12 protein-coding genes are annotated in these 18,186 nt (G+C 72.3%); 4 read left to right on the forward strand and 8 right to left on the reverse strand.

Going from position 1 to position 18,186, the window contains the following annotated elements:
- Positions 1-12 precede the first annotated feature (12 nt).
- On the forward strand, positions 13-2,370 hold the full coding sequence (locus AB0C59_RS32430) for a Tex family protein (protein ID WP_363010995.1): 2,358 nt from the start codon (positions 13-15) through the stop codon (positions 2,368-2,370).
- Between the two features lie 275 nt (positions 2,371-2,645).
- Here the strand turns inward: AB0C59_RS32430 and AB0C59_RS32435 are convergent, their stop codons facing one another.
- On the reverse strand, positions 2,646-4,286 hold the full coding sequence (locus AB0C59_RS32435; RefSeq protein WP_363010997.1) for an ABC-F family ATP-binding cassette domain-containing protein: 1,641 nt from the start codon (positions 4,284-4,286) through the stop codon (positions 2,646-2,648).
- A gap of 210 nt (positions 4,287-4,496) precedes the next feature.
- Between AB0C59_RS32435 and AB0C59_RS32440 the strand changes: the two genes are divergently transcribed.
- On the forward strand, positions 4,497-5,987 hold the full coding sequence (locus tag AB0C59_RS32440; protein WP_363010999.1) for a M1 family metallopeptidase: 1,491 nt from the start codon (positions 4,497-4,499) through the stop codon (positions 5,985-5,987).
- A 111-nt stretch (positions 5,988-6,098) separates the two neighbouring features.
- Here the strand turns inward: AB0C59_RS32440 and AB0C59_RS32445 are convergent, their stop codons facing one another.
- Positions 6,099-7,562, reverse strand: a complete 1,464-nt coding sequence (locus tag AB0C59_RS32445) for an amino acid permease (RefSeq protein ID WP_363011001.1) — start codon at positions 7,560-7,562, stop codon at positions 6,099-6,101.
- 291 nt (positions 7,563-7,853) lie between these two features.
- Between AB0C59_RS32445 and AB0C59_RS32450 the strand changes: the two genes are divergently transcribed.
- Positions 7,854-8,567 carry a MerR family transcriptional regulator gene (locus tag AB0C59_RS32450; protein ID WP_363011003.1) on the forward strand — a complete coding sequence of 238 codons (714 nt, stop codon included), beginning with the start codon at positions 7,854-7,856 and terminating at the stop codon, positions 8,565-8,567.
- Positions 8,568-8,591: 24 nt separating this feature from the next.
- Here AB0C59_RS32450 and AB0C59_RS32455 read toward each other — a convergent pair whose 3' ends face one another.
- From AB0C59_RS32455 to AB0C59_RS32470, 4 genes are read right to left on the reverse strand one after another with little or no spacing between them, the layout of a single operon-like run.
- Positions 8,592-10,772: a 3-hydroxyacyl-CoA dehydrogenase NAD-binding domain-containing protein gene (locus AB0C59_RS32455; protein ID WP_363011005.1), complete on the reverse strand. Its 2,181-nt coding sequence runs from the start codon at positions 10,770-10,772 to the stop codon at positions 8,592-8,594.
- A gap of 41 nt (positions 10,773-10,813) precedes the next feature.
- Complete coding sequence (locus AB0C59_RS32460; RefSeq protein ID WP_363011007.1) at positions 10,814-12,028, reverse strand: acetyl-CoA C-acetyltransferase; 1,215 nt, start codon at positions 12,026-12,028, stop codon at positions 10,814-10,816.
- Positions 12,029-12,049: 21 nt separating this feature from the next.
- A complete protein-coding gene (locus tag AB0C59_RS32465; RefSeq protein WP_363011009.1) occupies positions 12,050-13,192 on the reverse strand; it encodes an acyl-CoA dehydrogenase family protein in 1,143 nt (380 codons plus the stop codon).
- A 25-nt stretch (positions 13,193-13,217) separates the two neighbouring features.
- Positions 13,218-14,444 (reverse strand): CaiB/BaiF CoA-transferase family protein, encoded by a 1,227-nt coding sequence (locus AB0C59_RS32470; RefSeq protein WP_363011011.1) that lies wholly within the window; start codon positions 14,442-14,444, stop codon positions 13,218-13,220.
- Between the two features lie 234 nt (positions 14,445-14,678).
- Between AB0C59_RS32470 and AB0C59_RS32475 the strand changes: the two genes are divergently transcribed.
- A complete protein-coding gene (locus tag AB0C59_RS32475) occupies positions 14,679-15,854 on the forward strand; it encodes a saccharopine dehydrogenase NADP-binding domain-containing protein (RefSeq protein ID WP_363011013.1) in 1,176 nt (391 codons plus the stop codon).
- Positions 15,855-15,984: 130 nt separating this feature from the next.
- Here AB0C59_RS32475 and AB0C59_RS32480 read toward each other — a convergent pair whose 3' ends face one another.
- Together AB0C59_RS32480 and AB0C59_RS32485 are read right to left on the reverse strand one after the other, a co-directional pair.
- Positions 15,985-16,674 (reverse strand): endonuclease V, encoded by a 690-nt coding sequence (locus AB0C59_RS32480; protein WP_363011015.1) that lies wholly within the window; start codon positions 16,672-16,674, stop codon positions 15,985-15,987.
- 168 nt (positions 16,675-16,842) lie between these two features.
- Positions 16,843-17,937: an oxidoreductase gene (locus tag AB0C59_RS32485; RefSeq protein ID WP_363011017.1), complete on the reverse strand. Its 1,095-nt coding sequence runs from the start codon at positions 17,935-17,937 to the stop codon at positions 16,843-16,845.
- Between the last annotated feature and the right edge of the window lie 249 nt (positions 17,938-18,186).

An 18,186-nucleotide genomic window follows, 5' to 3' on the forward strand; every position in this document is an offset into this window, starting at 1 on the left:
CGGTACGGGATCGTGACGACACCCCTCGTAGGGTCCATCGAAGGCAGGATCGCCGAGGAGCTCGGCGTACGGGAGCGGCAGGTGAAGGCCGCGGTCGAGCTGCTGGACGGCGGCTCCACGGTGCCCTTCATCGCCCGCTACCGCAAGGAAGCGACCGAGATGCTCGACGACGCGCAGCTGCGCACGCTCGAGGAGCGGCTTCGCTATCTGCGGGAGCTGGAGGAACGCCGCACGGCGATCCTGGAGTCGGTGCGCGAGCAGGGCAAGCTCACCGAGGAGCTCGAGGCCCGGATCCGGGGCGCGGAGACCAAGGCGCGCCTGGAGGACATCTACCTTCCGTTCAAGCCGAAGCGGCGCACGAAGGCGCAGATCGCCCGCGAGGCGGGCCTGGAGCCGCTGGCCGAGGGGCTGCTCGGCGACCCGTCCGTGGAGCCGCTCGCCGCGGCGGCCGCGTTCGTGGACGCGGACAAGGGGGTGGCCGACCCGCAGGCGGCGCTGGACGGCGCGCGGGCGATCCTGGCCGAGCGGTTCTCGGAGGACGCCGACCTGATCGGTGAGCTGCGCGAGCGGATGTGGGGGCGCGGGCGCCTGGCCGCCAAGGTCCGCGAGGGCAAGGAGGAGGCGGGCGCCAAGTTCGCCGACTACTTCGACTTCGCCGAGCCGTTCACCGCGCTGCCCTCCCACCGGGTCCTCGCCATGCTGCGCGGGGAGAAGGAGGAGGTGCTCGACCTCGTCCTGGAGCCGGAGGAGGCGACGGACGGCCCGTCCTCGTACGAGGGGATCGTGGCGCACCGCTTCCGGATCGCGGATCGCGGGCGCCCGGGCGACAAGTGGCTGGCCGACACGGTCCGCTGGGCCTGGCGCACCCGCATCCTGGTGCACCTCGGCATCGACGTGCGGCTGCGGCTGCGGACGGCCGCGGAGGACGAGGCGGTGTCCGTCTTCGCGGCGAACCTGCGCGACCTGCTGCTCGCCGCGCCGGCCGGTACCCGCGCGACGCTGGGCCTGGACCCCGGGTTCCGCACCGGTGTGAAGGTCGCCGTGGTGGACGCGACCGGCAAGGTGGTGGCGACGGACGTCATCCACCCCCATGTACCGGCCAACAAGTGGGACGAGGCCATCGCGAAGCTGGCGCGGCTGGCCGAGGAGCACGCCGTCGAACTGGTCGCGATCGGCAACGGCACGGCGTCCCGGGAGACCGACAAGCTCGCCGGTGAACTGATCACCAGGCATCCGGAGCTGAAGCTCACCAAGGTGATGGTGTCGGAGGCGGGCGCCTCGGTGTACTCGGCCTCCGCCTTCGCCTCGCAGGAGCTGCCGGACATGGACGTGTCGCTGCGCGGCGCGGTCTCCATCGCCCGCCGCCTGCAGGACCCGCTGGCCGAACTGGTGAAGATCGACCCGAAGTCCATCGGTGTCGGCCAGTACCAGCACGACCTGTCCGAGGTGAAGCTGTCGCGGTCGCTGGACGCGGTCGTGGAGGACTGTGTGAACGGCGTGGGCGTGGACGTCAACACCGCGTCGGCCCCGCTGCTCTCCCGGGTCTCCGGCATCTCCTCGGGCCTCGCGGAGAACATCGTGTCGCACCGCGACGCCAACGGCCCGTTCCTGTCGCGCTCGCAGCTGAAGAACGTGGCGCGGCTGGGTCCCAAGGCGTACGAGCAGTGCGCGGGCTTCCTGCGGATCCGGGGCGGCGACGATCCGCTGGACGCCTCCAGCGTGCACCCGGAGGCGTACCCGGTCGTGCGGCGCATGGTGAAGACGGTGGGTCAGGAGGTGGCCTCGCTGATCGGGAACACGTCGGTGCTGCGCTCGCTGAGGCCGACCGACTTCGTGGACGACACGTTCGGTCTGCCGACGGTGAGCGACATCCTCAAGGAGCTGGAGAAGCCGGGGCGCGACCCGCGTCCGGCGTTCAAGACGGCCACGTTCAAGGAGGGCGTCGAGAAGATCACCGACCTGTCCCGGGGGATGGTCCTCGAAGGGGTCGTGACGAACGTCGCCGCGTTCGGGGCGTTCGTGGACATCGGCGTCCACCAGGACGGCCTGGTGCATGTCTCCGCGATGTCGAAGACGTTCGTCAAGGACCCGCGTGACGTGGTCAAGCCGGGTGACATCGTCAAGGTGAAGGTGCTGGACGTCGACATCCCGCGCAAGCGGATCTCGCTGACGCTGCGGCTGGAGGACGAGGCCGCTGAGCAGCAGGGTGGCGACGGACGCCGGCAGCGCGGGGGCGGCGGGCGTCCTCCGCAGCAGCGCCAGGCCCGGCAGGGCGGCGCCTCCCGTCAGGCGCCGCCCCCGGCGAACAGCGCGATGGCCGACGCCCTGCGCCGCGCGGGCCTCCTGAACACGGACAAGGGCCGCAACTGACCCTTCCCGCGCCCCGAAAGGGGCGCGGGGAACCGCGCAGAACCACGACGCACGGGCCACTCGTCAACACGCCGGTCGCGCCATGGACCAGGGGCGCGGGGAACTGCGCAAAAAACACCCACCCACCCGCACCCGACAACGCACCGCAAGCACCCATAAAGGGGCGCGGGGAACTGCGCGAGATCACCCACCCACCCGCACCCAGCCACGCACCCCAGGCACCACAAACAGGGGCGCGGGGAACCGCGCAGAACCACCCCGCCCCCACGGAGCGCCTAGCGTTCGAGCACCTTGCCCGCCGCGACCTCGATCCGCCGCGTCACATGGACCGCGTCCAGCATCCGGCGGTCGTGCGTGACCAGCAGCAGCGTGCCCTCGTAGCTGTCCAGCGCCCCTTCCAACTGCTCGATGGCCGGAAGGTCGAGATGGTTGGTCGGCTCGTCCAGCACCAGCAGGTTGACGCCCCGCCCCTGCAGCAGCGCGAGCGCGGCCCGGGTCCGCTCCCCCGGCGACAGTGTGGCCGCCGGCCTCAGGACATGCTCGGACTTCAGCCCGAACTTGGCCAGCAGGGTGCGGACGTCGACCGGTTCCACGTCCGGCACGGCCGCGCGGAACGCGTCGAGCAGCGACGCCTCGCCGTGGAAGACCGCGCGTGCCTGGTCGACCTCGCCGACCAGCACCCCCGAGCCGAGGACGGCCTGCCCCGCGTCCAGGGGCACCCGGCCCAGCAGCGCGCCGAGCAGGGTCGACTTGCCCGCCCCGTTGGCGCCCGTGACGGCCACCCGGTCCGCCCAGTCCAGTTGCAGGGAGACCGGACCGAAGTGGAAGTCGCCGCGGCGCACCTCGGCGTCGCGGAGGGTGGCGACGACCGCGCCGGACCGCGGCGCCGCCGCGATCTCCATGCGCAGTTCCCACTCCTTGCGGGGCTCCTCCACGACCTCCAGGCGCTCGATCATGCGCTGGGTCTGGCGGGCCTTGGCGGCCTGCTTCTCGCTGGAGTCGCTGCGGAACTTGCGGCCGATCTTGTCGTTGTCGTCGCCCGCCTTGCGCCGCGCGTTCTTCACGCCCTTGTCCATCCAGGAGCGCTGCATCCGGGCCCGGTCGTGGAGCGCGGACCTCTTGTCGGCGTACTCCTCGTAGTCCTCGCGGGCGTGCCGGCGGGCGGTGTCCCGTTCCTCCAGGTAGGCGTCGTACCCACCGCCGTACAGGTTGATCTGCCGTTGTGCCAGGTCGAGTTCGAGGACCTTGGTGACGGTGCGGGTGAGGAACTCCCGGTCATGGCTGACGACCACGGTGCCGGCGCGCAGGCCGCCGACGAAGTGTTCCAGTCGTTCCAGGCCGTCCAGGTCGAGGTCGTTGGTCGGCTCGTCCAGCAGGAAGACGTCGTAGCGGGACAGCAGCAGCGAGGCGAGGCCCGCGCGGGCCGCCTGCCCACCGGAGAGCGAGGTCATGGGCTGGTCCAGGCCGACACCGAGGCCGAGCGACCCGGCGACCTCCTCGGCGCGCTCGTCCAGGTCGGCGCCGCCGAGCCCGAGCCAGCGCTCCAGACTGATCGCGTACGCGTCATCGGCGCCCGGCGCGCCGTCGACGAGCCCCTGGGTCGCCTCGTCCATCAGGCGCTGGGCCTCGGCGACCCCCGTGCGGCGGGCCAGGAACTCCCGTACCGACTCGCCCGGCCGGCGGTCCGGCTCCTGGGGCAGATGGCCGACGGTCGCGGTGGGCGGGGACAGCCGCAGCTCGCCCTGCTCCGGGGGGAGCAGTCCGGCGAGCAACCGGAGCAGGGTGGACTTGCCCGCGCCGTTGGCTCCGACGAGTCCGATCACGTCCCCGGGGGCGACCACGAGGTCGAGCCCGGCGAAGAGCGAGCGGTCGCCGTGGGCGGCGGCGAGGTTCTTGGCGACGAGGGTGGCAGTCATGAGACCGCCGATTTTAGTGCCGCGGCGGGCGGCGTTCGCGCCGCCGGTGCGGTGGACGCCCGGGCCCTCGTCCATGACGGCCGGATGGCGATCGTGTGACAGCAGGCGCCATGGACACATCCAGTGGCATGAGGTCTGAATAGGGTCCGCACAGACCGACCGAACCGAACCGACCGAACAGACCTGACGGACCTAGGACTTGGAGCTTCAGTGCACCGCAGACTCATCGTCCCGGGCACCCTGGCGGCGGCCCTGCTGCTGGCGGTCCCGGCGTCGGCCACCGACTTCCAGCCCGGCGCTCCCGGTATCGGCGACTCCTACTACCCGGACTACGGCAACGGCGGCTACGACGTCTCGCACTACGACCTCAGGCTCACCTACCAGCCTCGCACCGACGAGCTCCAGGGCACGGCCACCGTGCTGGCCGCCGCCACCCAGAACCTGTCCCGCTTCGACCTGGACTTCCTGCTCGACGTGAGCGAGGTCCGGGTGAACGGCGCGCCGGCCTCGTTCACCACGTCGGGTGTGCACGAACTGCAGATCACGCCCGCCACGCCGCTGCCGAAGGGGACGCCGCTGACCGTCGTGGTCCGCTACCGCGGGGTGCCGTCCTCGAAGAGCGCGTACGGCTTCACCACCTGGCACCGCACCCCGGACGGCGCGGTGGCGGCGGACGAGCCCGAGTCGGCCTGGTGGTGGTTCCCCAGTAATGACCACCCGCTGGACAAGGCGACGTACGACGTGTCGGTGGCCGTTCCCGACGGCACTCAGGCGATCTCCAACGGCACCCTGCAGTCGACGACCTCGGCGCTCGGCTGGACCCGCTACAACTGGCGGTCCACCAAGCCCCAGGCGACCTATCTGGCCACGCTGGCGATCGGGAAGTTCGACATCACCACCCAGAGGACCGCGGCCGGGGTGCCCGTGATCAACGCCTACAGCAGGGACCTGGGCGTGAACGACGGCGCCGCGCGGGCGAGCGTGGAGCGGACCGGGGAGCTGGTCGACTGGCTGACCGGCTACTTCGGGCCGTACCCCTTCGACTCGGTGGGCGGATACGTCCCGAACACGACCACCGGGTACGCGCTGGAGACCCAGACCCGCGTCTACTACAGCCCCAGGCAGTTCGCGAACGGCGCCAACACCTCGGTCGTCGTCCACGAGCTGGCGCACCAGTGGTACGGCGACGACGTGTCGCTGAAGGGCTGGAAGGACATCTGGATCAACGAGGGCTTCGCCCGGTACGCGCAGTGGCTGTGGTCCGAGCACGAGGGCGAGGGCACGACGCGGGAGCTCGCGGACTGGGTGTACGCCTCGCACCCGGCCGACGACGCCTTCTGGACGGTGGCGCCCGGCGATCCCGGTGCCGAGGGCCAGTTCGACGCCGCCGTCTACGACCGGGGCGCGCTCGCCATCCAGGCGCTGCGCGACACGGTCGGCGACGACGCGTTCTTCGCCATCCTCAAGGGCTGGCCGAGCACGCACGCCTACGGCAACGCGTCGGTGGCTGACTTCCGGACGTACGCGGAGAAGGTGTCGGGCAAGCCGCTGGCCTCCCTCTTCGACACCTGGCTGTTCCAGCCGTCCAAGCCCGCGACGGCGGCGGCGCGCGGCGCGGCCCTCGTCCCGGGGGCGAAGGCCGCCGTGCCACCGAAGTCGTGGGCGCGCATCGAGGCGACGAACGACGTCCACGCGGACTGACGTCCGCCCGGCCCGACCGGCGCGGGCGGCGAACGACGGAGTCCGGACCGGGTCGCACCCGGTCCGGACTCCGCGCGGGCGGCGGGCACCGCCCGCCGACGCGCTGGGGCGCTACTTCGTGGGCTCGGACGACTGCCCGGCGGCCTCGGCGATCCTGCCGCGCAGCGCGAACCAGCCGCCGACGAGCAGCGCGCCGACCACCGGCACGAGCATCAGCGTCTTGCGGCCGACCTCGGGGTCGTTCCACATCAGGCCGAGCACCGCGATCAGGAAGACGATGGTGGCGATCTCCGTGACGGGGCTGCCCCACAGCTTGAAGGACGGCCGGGTCAGCAGGCCCTCCTTGGAGCGACGCACGAAGACCAGGTGGCAGATCATGATGATCACCCAGGTGCTGATGATGCCGAGGGACGCGACGTTCAGCACGATCTCGAAGGCCTGGCTCGGCACCAGGTAGTTCAGCACGACACCGGCCACGCACACGCCGCAGGTCAGCAGGATGCCGCCGTAGGGCACCTGGCTGCGGTTCATGCGCGCCGTGAACCTGGGCGCGGAGCCCGCGACGGCCATGGAGCGCAGGATGCGGCCGGTGGAGTAGAGGCCGGAGTTCAGCGAGGACATCGCGGCGGTCAGGACGACCAGGTTCATCACGTCGCCGGCGCCCTGGACACCGATCTTCGACAGCACGGTGACGAAGGGGCTCTGACCCTCGGCGTACACCGAGCTCGGCAGCAGCAGGGCCAGCAGCACCACGGAGCCGACGTAGAACAGACCCACGCGCCACATGATCGAGTTCACCGCGCGCGGGACGACCTTCTCCGGCTCGGCCGTCTCGCCGGCGGCGACACCGACCAGCTCCAGGGCGGCGTAGGCGAAGATCACGCCCTGCATCACCAGGACGACGGGGAGCACACCGTGCGGCAGGATCCCGCCGTGGTCGGTGATCATGTGGAGGCCGGGCGTGCTGCCGCCCACCTTGTGCTGGGTGGCCAGCAGGAAGATGCCGACGAGCATGAAGGCCACCAGGGTGGCGACCTTGATGATCGCGAACCAGAACTCCATCTCGCCGAAGATCTTCACCGAGATCAGGTTCACGGCGAGGACGACCGCGAGGGCCACGAGGGCCAGCACCCACTGCGGGATGGAGGTGAAGAAGCTCCAGTAGTGCGTGTACAGCGCGATCGCCGTGATGTCGGCGATGCCGGTGGTCGACCAGTTCAGGAAGTACATCCAGCCGGCGACGTACGCGCCCTTCTCGCCCAGGAACTCGCGGGCGTAGGACACGAAGGACCCGGAGGACGGCCGGTACAGGACCAGCTCGCCCAGCGCGCGGACGACGAAGAAGGCGAAGATGCCGCAGATCAGGTAGGCGACCGCCAAGGCGGGACCGGCGTTGTGCAGCCGTCCGCCCGCGCCGAGGAAGAGACCGGTGCCGATGGCTCCACCGATCGCGATCATGTTGACATGGCGGGGCTTGAGGGCCTTGCTGTACCCGGCGTCGCCCGCGTCCGCGGGCGTCGCGGCGGCATCGTCGCGCGATGCGACCGCGACCGTGTTCACGGCGTCCTTGCTCAAGAGTGGATCTACTTCCCTGGTGCGCCCGTGCGCGGGGGTGTCGCACGGCCTGACGGACAGGTATCGGTCCTGTCCACGCGCTGACGCGGTACAGACCAAGGAGCCACCTTCCCTGAGAGATCACACCTACGCGGTGGCGCACGTCACAGAGCGGCTCTTCTCACATGATCGACGCCCGGAAATCCGCGACTCGCCGCACCGCCTTCACCCGTTCTCCACCTGGCCGTGCTGGGCCCCGGGCGGGTCGGCGGCGCTGGGCACAGCGGTGGTGTGACAGCGATACTGCTCCACATGACGACCGAGACCGAGGAGCCGACGCTCACCGTCGACGAACTGGCCGCGCGCGCCGGTGTCACGGTGCGCACCGTGCGGTTCTACACCGCCAAGGGGCTGCTTCCGCCGCCCGCGATCGGACCCCGGCGGGTCGGGCGGTACGGCCCCGGGCATCTCGCCCGGCTGGAGCTGATCGAGGAGCTGCAGCACCAGGGCATGACACTGGCCGGGATCGAACGGTATCTGCACCAGCTGCCGGCCGGCCTGAGCGCCCGCGATCTCGCGATCCACCGTGCCGTCGTGGCGTCCTGGGCGCCGGACGCGGTGGAGACGATGACGCCGGCGGAGCTGGAGCGGCGTGCGGGGCGGCCCCTGGGTGCCCCGGAGCTGGAGCGGCTCGCGGCGATGAGCGTGGCCGTGGCGGACGGGGCCGGGGCCTACCGCGTGGACCCGGGGCTGCTGCGCCTGGGGGTCCGGCTGCTCGACGTTCCGCTGGAACTGGAGACGATCCTCGCCGCGCGCGGCGTCCTCGTGGAGCACTCGCGCGCGGTGGCGCAGGAGCTGTCCCGGATGTTCCGCGACGAGGTGGCGGAGAGGGACTCCACGGATGTGAAGTCCCTCTCCGCGCACATGCACCCGCTGGTGGTCCAGGCGCTGCTCACCGCGTTCCAGCGCTCCCTGAAGGAGGAGCTGCGCACCTGGCTGCCGGACACGGGACCCGCGCGGGGCTGACCCCCGGCGGGTCCCGCACCGGACTCAGCGGGCGTCGGCGAACCGCTCGCCCTTCTCCGCCTTCTCCACCAGCAGCGCCGGCGGCGTGAAACGCTCGCCGTAGCGCTCGGCGAGTTCGCGGGAGCGGGCCACGAAGCCGGGCAGGCCGCCCTCGTAGCCGTTGATGTACTGCAGGATGCCGCCGGTCCACCCGGGGAAGCCGATACCGAGGATCGAGCCGATGTTGGCGTCGGCGACGGAGGTCAGCACGCCTTCCTCCAGGAGCCGGACGGTGTCCAGTGCCTCGGAGAACAGCATGCGCTCCTTCATGTCCTCGAACGGGATCTCCTGTCCCGCCTTGGTGAAGTGCTCGCGCAGCCCCGGCCAGATCCTGCCGCGCTTCCCGTCCTCGCCGTACTCGTAGAAGCCCGCTCCGCCGCTGCGGCCGGGGCGGCCGAACTCGTCCACCATCGCGTCGATGACGGCCTCGGCCGGGTGCGGCGTGTAGGTGCCGCCCGCCTCCTCGACGGCCCGCCTCGACTCGTTGCGGATCTTGCGCGGCAGGGTGAGGGTCAGCTCGTCCATCAGGGACAGCACCTTGGCCGGGTAGCCGGCCTGGGCGGCGGCCTGCTCGATGGAGGCGGGCTCGATGCCCTCGCCGACCATCGCGACGCCCTCGTTGATGAAGTGGCCGATGACACGGGAGGTGAAGAAGCCGCGCGAGTCGTTGACGACGATCGGGGTCTTGTTGATCTGCCGCACCAGGTCGAAGGCGCGCGCCAGCGCCTCGTCCCCGGTCCGCTCGCCCCTGATGATCTCCACCAGCGGCATCTTGTCGACGGGCGAGAAGAAGTGCAGCCCGATGAAGTCCGACCGGCGCTCCACGCCCTCGGCGAGCGCGGTGATCGGCAGCGTCGAGGTGTTCGAGCACAGCAGCGCGTCGGGGGCGACGACGTGCTCGATCTCCTGGAACACCTTGTGCTTGAGCGTGGTGTCCTCGAACACGGCCTCGATGACGGCGTCGCAGCCCGCGAGGTCGGCGGCGTCACCGGTGGGCGTGATCAGGGCGAGGAGGGCGTCCGCCTTCTCCTGGGTCGTACGGCCCTTCGCCACCGCCTTGGCGCACAGCTTCTCGGAGTAGCTCTTCCCCTTGGCGGCGGCCTGCGCCGAGACGTCCTTGAGGACGACCTCGATGCCCGCGCGGGCGCACGAGTAGGCGATGCCCGCGCCCATCATGCCCGCGCCGAGCACGGCGACCTTGGTGACCTTGCGGGGCTCGACCCCCTGCGGGCGGTTGGCTCCGGAGTTGACCGCCTGGAGGTCGAAGAAGAACGCCTGGATCATGTTCTTCGAGGTCTGGCCGGCCGCCAGCTCCACGAAGTAGCGGGCCTCGATGACCTGGGCGGTCTCGAAGTCCACCTGGGAGCCCTCGACGGCCGCCGCGAGGATGTTGCGCGGGGCCGGGTAGGGGGCGCCGTTCAGCTGCTTCTTGAGGCTGGCGGGGAACGCGGGCAGGTTGGCCGCGAACTTCGGGTTGGACGGCGTGCCGCCCGGGATCCGGTAGCCCGGCTTGTCCCAGGGCTGCTGGGACTCGGGGTTGGCGTCGATGAAGGCGCGGGCCTTGGCGAGCAGTTCCTCGGGGGTGGCGGCGACGTCGTGGACCAGGCCGTTCTCCTGGGCGCGCCGCGCGTTGTACTGGGTGCCCTGGAGGAGGACCTTCAGCAGGGCGTCGGCGATGCCCAGCAGGCGGACGGTGCGGACCACTCCGCCGCCGCCGGGGAGCAGACCGAGGGTGACCTCGGGGCAGCCGATCTTGGTGCCGGAGGTGTCGAGGGCGACGCGGTGGTGGCAGGCGAGCGCGAGTTCGAAGCCGCCGCCGAGGGCGGCGCCGTTGATGGCCGCGACGACCGGCTTGCCGAGGGTCTCGATGCGGCGCAGGTCGCGCTTGATCGCGAGGCCGCCGTCGAGCAGCTCCTGGGCGGTGTCCGGGGTGACCCGGATGAGGTCGCGCAGGTCGCCGCCCGCGAAGAAGGTCTTCTTGGCGGAGGTGAGGATGACGCCGCGGATCGCGTCCTTCTCGGCCTCGAGCCGGTCGGCGGTGGCGGCGAGGGAGGCGCGGAACGCCGCGTTCATGGTGTTCGCGGACTGGTTCGGGTCGTCCAGGACGAGGGTGACGATCCCGGTGTCGTCCTGCTCCCAGCGGATGGTGGTGGACTCAGTGCTCATCAGGGGTGCTCCGTATGATCCGTGCGATCCGTCGGGGGAGGTCAGACGCGTTCGATGACGGTGGCGATACCCATGCCGCCGCCCACGCACAGCGTGGCCAGCCCGTACCGCTTGTCCTGCCGCTCCAGCTCGTCGACGAGCGTGCCCAGGATCATCGCCCCGGTCGCGCCGAGCGGGTGTCCCAGGGCGATGGCGCCGCCGTTGACGTTGACCTTGTCCAGCGAGAGGCCCATGTCCTTGACGAAGCGGAGCACGACGGCGGCGAACGCCTCGTTGATCTCCACCAGGTCGATGTCGTCGATGGTCAGGCCCGCCTTGGCGAGCGCCTTGCGGGTGGCGGGGGCGGGGCCGGTCAGCATGATGGTGGGCTCCGAACCGGACACGGCGGCCGAGACGATCCGGGCCCTCGGCCGCAGTCCGTAGCGCTCGCCGACCTCGCGGGAACCGATGGCGACGAGCGACGCGCCGTCCACGATGCCGGAGGAGTTGCCGGCGTGGTGGACGTGGTCGATCTGCTCGACCCAGTGGTACTTCTGCAGGGCCACCGCGTCGAAGCCGCCGAGCTCGCCGATGTCGGCGAACGACGGCTTCAGCCGGGCGAGCGAGTCGGCGGTGGTGCCCGGCCGGATGAACTCGTCGTGGTCCAGGACGACGAGCCCGCTGCGGTCCGTGACCGGGACCACGGACCCCTCGAAGCGGCCGTCCTTCACGGCGGCGGCGGCACGCTCCTGCGACAGCGCCGCGTACTCGTCCACGTCCCGGCGGGAGAAGCCCTCGATGGTGGCGATCAGGTCGGCGCCGATGCCCTGCGGCACGAAGTTCGTGTCCATGTTGGTCATCGGGTCGGCGAACCAGGCACCGCCGTCCGAGGCCATCGGCACCCGGGACATCGACTCCACGCCGCCCGCGAGGACCAGGTCCTCCCAACCGGAACGGACCTTCGCGGCGGCCATGTTGACGGCCTCCAGACCGGACGCACAGAACCGGTTCTCCTGGACGCCGGCGACGGTGTCGGGCAGGCCGGCGGCGATGGCGGCGATCCGGGCGATGTCGGAGCCCTGGTCGCCCACCGGGCCCACGACGCCGAGCACGATGTCGTCGATCGCGGCCGGGTCGAGGTCGGGGAACCGGCGCCGGACCTCGTGGATGAGTCCGACCACCAGGTCGATGGGCTTGGTGCCGTGGAGGGAGCCACTGGCCTTGCCGCGACCTCGCGGGGTGCGGATCGCGTCGTACACGTACGCTTCGGTGCTCACGGTTCAGCCTTTCGGGGAGGGTCAGCCGAGCAGGGAACGACCGATGATCTCCTTCATGATCTCGGTGGTCCCGCCGTAGATGGTCTGGATGCGGCCGTCGGTGAAGGCCCTGGCGACACGGTGCTCGGTCATGTATCCGTAGCCACCGTGCAGTTGCAGGCAGCGGTCCGCCACCCGCTTCTGCAGTTCGGTCGCCCACCACTTGGCCATGGAGGCGTGGACGGCGTCGAGCGCGCCGTCCGCGTGGTCGGCGATGCAGCGGTCGAGGAAGGCGCGGGTGACGGCGCACTCGGTGGCCATCTCCGCGATCTCGAAGCGTATGTGCTGGAGCCGGGCGAGCGGGCGCCCGAAGGCCTCCCGCTCCTTGACATACTCGGTGGTGATCTCCAGCAGGTGTTCGGCCGCGGTGATCCCGGCGACCGCGATGTTGAGCCGCTCCTGCGCGAGGTTGGTCATCAGGTGCCCGAAGGCGCCGTTCAGCTCGCCGAGCAGGTTCTCCTTCGGCACGCGGACGTCGTCGAAGAACAGCTCGGCCGTGTCCTGCGCCTTCTGGCCGATCTTGTCGAGGTTCTCGCCGCGCGCGAAGCCGGGCATGCCGCGCTCCACGACGAGCAGCGAGAGGCCGTGCGCCCCGCCCTCGGGGGTGGTGCGGGCCACCACGATCACGAGGTCGGCCAGGATGCCGTTGGAGATGAAGGTCTTGGATCCGTTGAGCAGCCAGTGGTCGCCCTGGTCCTCGGCGCGGGTCCTGATGCCCTGGAGGTCGGATCCGGCGCCGGGTTCGGTCATCGCGATGGCGGTGATCAGCGAGCCGTCGCAGAAGCCGGGCAGCCAGCGCCGCTTCTGCTCCTCGGTGGCGAGCGACGTCAGATACGGCCCGATGATGTCGTTGTGCAGCCCGATCGCGAGGCCGGACGCCCCGGCCCGGGTGAACTCCTCCACGAGGACGGCGCTGTAGCGGAAGTCCGCCGTGCCGCCACCGCCGTGCTCCTCGGGGACGGCGAGCCCGAGCAGCCCCTGCCGGCCCGCGGCCTGCCAGGCGGCACGGGAGACGATGCCGTCCTTCTCCCACTGCTCGTAGTGGGGCAGCACCTCCTTGGCCAGGAAGGCGCGTACCGTCTCGCGGAACGCCTCGTGCCCGTCGGTGTAGATCTGCCGTTTCATGCGGCCCGTCCCCTCATGTGCTCCCTCACGGGCCCTCCCCGGGCACGGCTCTGTCCTCGGCGTCCGTCGCGGCGGTCGTACCCGCTGCGGTGCCTGCGCCCGGGTCCGCTCCGGTGTCCCGGTGCGGCCGCAGGAGCGGTACCTCCCAGTCGAGCGCCACGTCCTCGGTGTCGGCGCCGGGCCGTGCCGGTCCGCGGCGCACCGCCACCGGGGTGGCCGAGAAGCGGGGCGCGGGTGCCGGCTGGGTGACGCCGCCGTGATCGGTGAAGGTGCCCCGGGCGGCCAGATGGGGGTGGGCGGGGGCCTCGCGCAGCGACAGGACGGGCGCGACGCAGGCGTCGGAGTCCTCGAACACGGCGGTCCACTCGTCGCGCGTCCGGGTCTTGAAGCGGACCGCGATCGCCTCGCGCAGCTCGTCCCAGCGGGCGAGGTCCGCGCGGGCCGGGATCTCGTCCGCGACGCCGAGCAGGGCCGTGAACTCGTCGTAGAACCGCTCCTCCAGCGCTCCCACGGCCATGTACCGTCCGTCGGCCGTCTCGTAGACGCCGTAGAAGGGGGAGCCGCCGTCGAGGAGGTTGGCGCCGCGGCGGTCCTGCCACCTGCCGGCCGCGAGCATGCCGTGGACCATCGAGGCCAGATGGGCGGTGCCGTCGACGATGGCCGCGTCCACGACCTGGCCCGCGCCCGTCGCGCGCGCGTGGTGCAGCGCGGCCAGGACGCCGACGACCAGGTAGAGCGAGCCTCCCGCGTAGTCGCCCAGGAGGTTGGCGGGGATCGCGGGCGGGGCGTCCGGGGCGCCGATCATGCCGAGCGCGCCGGTGACCGCGATGTAGGCGATGTCGTGTCCGGCGCGCGGGGCGAGCGGGCCGTCCTGGCCCCAGCCGGTCATCCGTCCGTAGACGAGCCGCGGATTGCGGGCGTGGCAGGCCTCGGGGCCGACGCCGAGGCGTTCGGCCACGCCGGGCCGGTAACCCTCGATCAGGATGTCGGCGCGTTCGGCCAGGTCCAGGACGCGGGCGCGGCCGTCCTCGGACTTCAGGTCGAGGACGACCGAGCGCTTGTTGCGGTTGGTGACGTCCAGGGCCGGGTCGATGCCCAGCGCCGCACCGCCGGGGCGGTCCACGCGCACGACGTCGGCCCCGAGGTCGGCCAGGAGCATGGCGGCGAACGGGCCGGGCCCGATGCCCGCGAGTTCGACCACGCGCACGCCGGTGAGGGGTCCGTGCCCCGGCGTCGTCCCTGCCACTGCCATGCGGCCCCCAGCCTCAGCTTCGTGACACAACCGATGTGACACTGATGATGTTAAGAACGCGTTGCGGCCTGAGCAAGGGGTGAACGAGCAAGCGCTTAGTCGAGTTCCCGGCCTGCCGGCCCACCGTCCCGTCAATGGCCCCGCCGTCACTCCGTGCAGGGCTCACGCTAGCCTCGGCCACCGACAACGGCGCGGGCTGACGGGGCCCTGGCGATCGTGCGGCTGAGAGGTGTCATGAGCAGGCTTGAAACAGATCGCGCGTACGACATCGTGTTGTTCGGAGCCACCGGCTTCGTGGGAGAGCTGACCACCGCGTACCTCGAAGCACACGCGCCCGCCGGGCTGCGGTGGGCGATCGCGGGCCGCTCCACCGACCGGCTGAAGAGGCTGCGGGACCGCCTGACCGGCGGGAACGGGCCCGCGGTGCTGCGGGCGGACGTGTCGGACCCGGACTCGCTGCGCGAGCTGGCCCGGGGCACGCGTGTGCTGGCGACCACGGTCGGGCCCTACCTGGAGTACGGCGAGGCGCTCGTGGCGGCCTGCGCCGACGCGGGCACCGACTATCTCGACCTGTCCGGCGAGGCCGAGTTCGTGGACCTCATGTACGTACGGCACGACGCGCGGGCGCGGGAGACGGGAGCGCGCCTCGTCCACTCCGCCGCCTTCGACTCCGTCCCGCACGACCTGGGCGCGTACTACACGGTGCGCCAGCTCCCCGACGGGGTGCCGCTGACGGTCGACGGATTCGTCCGCACCGAGGCCCGCGTCTCGGGCGGCACCCTCGCCTCCGCGCTCGGCCAGGCCGCCCGCGGTCCGCAGATGCTGGCCGCGGCCCGGGACCGCGCGCGCCACGAGCCCCGTCTTCCGGGGCGGCGGGTGCGGGCTCCGCTCGGCGCTCCGCGGTTCGCGCCGGAGGTCGGGGCCTGGGCGCTGCCGCTGCCCACCATCGACGCGCAGGTGGTACGGCGCTCCGCGCGGGCCCTGGAGCGCTACGGGCCCGACTTCCGCTACCGGCACTACGCGGCCGTCGAGACCCTGCCCTTCGCCGTCGGCGGTGTCGCGGCCGTGACGGCCCTGGTCGCGGCGGCCCAGGTGCCGCCCGCGCGCCGCTGGCTGTCGGACCGGTACCGGCCCGGCCAGGGCCCGAGTCCCGAGCGGCGGGCCAGGAGCTGGTTCACGGTGCGGTTCGTGGGCGAGGGCGGCGGGCACCGCGTGTACACGGAGGTCGCGGGCGGTGATCCCGGGTACGACGAGACGGCGAAGATGTTCGCCGAGGCGTCGCTGTGTCTCGCGCTCGACGACCTGCCGCACACCTCCGGTCAGGTGACGACCGCCCAGGCCATGGGCGACGCCCTCATCGACCGGCTGAGCGCGGCGGGCATCACGTTCCGCACGGCGGCACGGCGGTAGCGGTCGGGGGCCGGCGCCCTCACGCGGCGGTGCGCCGGGGGCGACGGCGCACCCCGCGTCCGGGGACGGCGGCGGGCCCGGGACACGGCCTGCGGTGGCCCGGCGCCCGCCGCGAGCACCGGCGTGGGCCTCAGACGACCGCTTCCCTGAGCGCCCGACGGCACAGGGCGTCCGCGCGGCGGGTCGTCTCGGGGAGGCGGTACTCCGGGGTGAGCGCGAGCGTGTGGGCGCAGGCGGTCTCGAGGCTCGCCCGGTGTCCCACCGACACGAACACCGGTTTGACGCCGGTGCGGGTGCGCAGGGCGCGCCCGACGTCGTCGGCACCCGCCAGCAAGGGGGTCGCCGCGCCGCGCTCGGCGGCCGGCTCCTCGTAGGTGAAGGTGAACGGGTTCTTGGCCACCCCGATCGTGGGCAGTCCGGTGAGGACGCCGAGGTGGCTCGCCAGCCCGAAGCGGCGCGGGTGGGCGAGACCGTAGCCGTCGCAGACGACCAGTCCCGGGTCCTCACCCAGCGCTTCGAGAGCGGCCAGCACCGTGGGGATCTCACGGAACGCGAGCAGGCCGGGGACGTAGGGGAAGGACACCTCCCCCACGGCGGTGGCCTCGGCGACCACCGCGAGCGTGGCCGCGTCCAGGGCGACGGCCGCCGCCGCGACCACCCCGCGCTCGTCGTCGTAGGCGACATCGACGCCCGTCACCCGGCCGGTGCCGGGCCTCGGCCCGGGCTCGTCGAGGATCACCCGGCCGCGCAACTCGTCCTGCGCGGCGCGGGCTTCGTCTTCGGTCGCGGGCCAACCCGCGGACATGCGTACGGTCGTCATGGTGGTACCGAGCCTAGCGCCGCGCGGGGCGGGGTTCGGCTGTCGAGAGGCGATGCCCGGTGCGTGCTCCCGACGTGCCGACCCGAACCCCTCGCACGGGGCGTACCCCGGGAGCGGTGGTCGGTGTGCGTGCCGGCGCCGTGCGGCGGCGGACCGCCCGGTCGGGTGTCAGGGTTCCAGGCGGGCCACCCGGCCCTTCTCCCCGGCGGCCCAGCAGCCCCCGTCCGGTGCGCAGTCGACGGTGTCGTAGGAGCCCGTGTCGATGGTCCGCCAGGTGCGGCCGGCGTCCAGGGTCAGGTCGGTGCCGGTCGGCCCCACGGCAAGGGCCGCCCGGCGGCTGTGCGGGATCCAGGCGGCGCCCGAGCGGTAGGCGGGCGGCGCCTGCCCCGCGGCCCTCCAGGTGCGGCCGCCGTCCGTGGACACGGCCGCGGCCCGCGGCGAACCCTGGTCGGGGCGGTAGTCGCCGCCGACGGCGATGCCGTGCGCGCGGTCGCGGAAGGCGAGCGCGAAGACGCCGCGCGCCGGGTCGCCCGCCGGGACGGGGGTGTCCGCGGCCTTCCAGTGCCGTCCGCGGTCGCCGGAGTGCAGCACGCGCGCGTGCGCGCCACCGCCCGTGGCCAGCCAGACGTCGCGCGGCCCCGAGGTCACCAGGCACTGGCCGCTCGCCGCGAACCCGGCCTCCCCGGCCTGCGCCGCGGGCATCCCGGTGTTCGGCAGGACCGTCCAGGACCGGCCGCCGTCGCTGGTGGACAGGATGCGGAACCTTCCGTCGACCGGGTCGCTCACCGCCAGCCCGTGGCGCCGGTCGAAGAAGGCGAGGCAGTCGTAGAACGCGGCGGTGTCGGTGTTGCGGAAGGACTCGGTCCAGGTCGCGCCCCCGTCGTCGGTGCGCAGCACCCGGGACGCCTCCCCCTCGCCGATGGCCAGGACCACGGCGTGCCGCGCGTCGAACGCCCGTACGTCACGGAACTCCAGGTCCGAGGCGCCCGGCGGGGACACGTCCGCCCAGTGCGCGCCGCCGTCGGTGGTGCGCAGCACTGTGCCCTTGGTTCCGGCCAGCCACGCGGTACGCCCCCTGACCGCGGACAGACCGCGAAAGCGCGCGTCCGTGCCGCTGTCCGTCGGCCGCCAGTGCGGTGCCGCGGCCGGTCGCGGAGCGTCGCGCGCCCACGCGGGTGCCACCGGCGACACGGCGAGGGCCGCCGTGCACAGGCCCACGGCCAGCGTCCGGACCGTACGTCTCGTGTTCCCCATGCCCGTCATGGCGCCGGAAGCTAGTGCACCGGCCCGGCGCCGTCCAGATGGCCTCCGAGGGAACCGTGCGCCGTCGCCGGGTGTCTTCTCCGATGTCCGCCGTTCCGCTGTCCGTCCAGCGCCGCCGCACCCCTGGTAAACCCGTCCCCCGCTCGTCCGCTCCCTCGGATCCGGTGACCGAGGTCACTCACGATCCATGTGCACGCATCGGCCCGTTCCAACGTCTCTTGTCATGCCGAGCCTCAACCGTCCGCCGTT

The organism is Streptomyces sp. NPDC048664 (genome assembly GCF_040650555.1).
GTDB lineage: Bacteria > Actinomycetota > Actinomycetes > Streptomycetales > Streptomycetaceae > Streptomyces.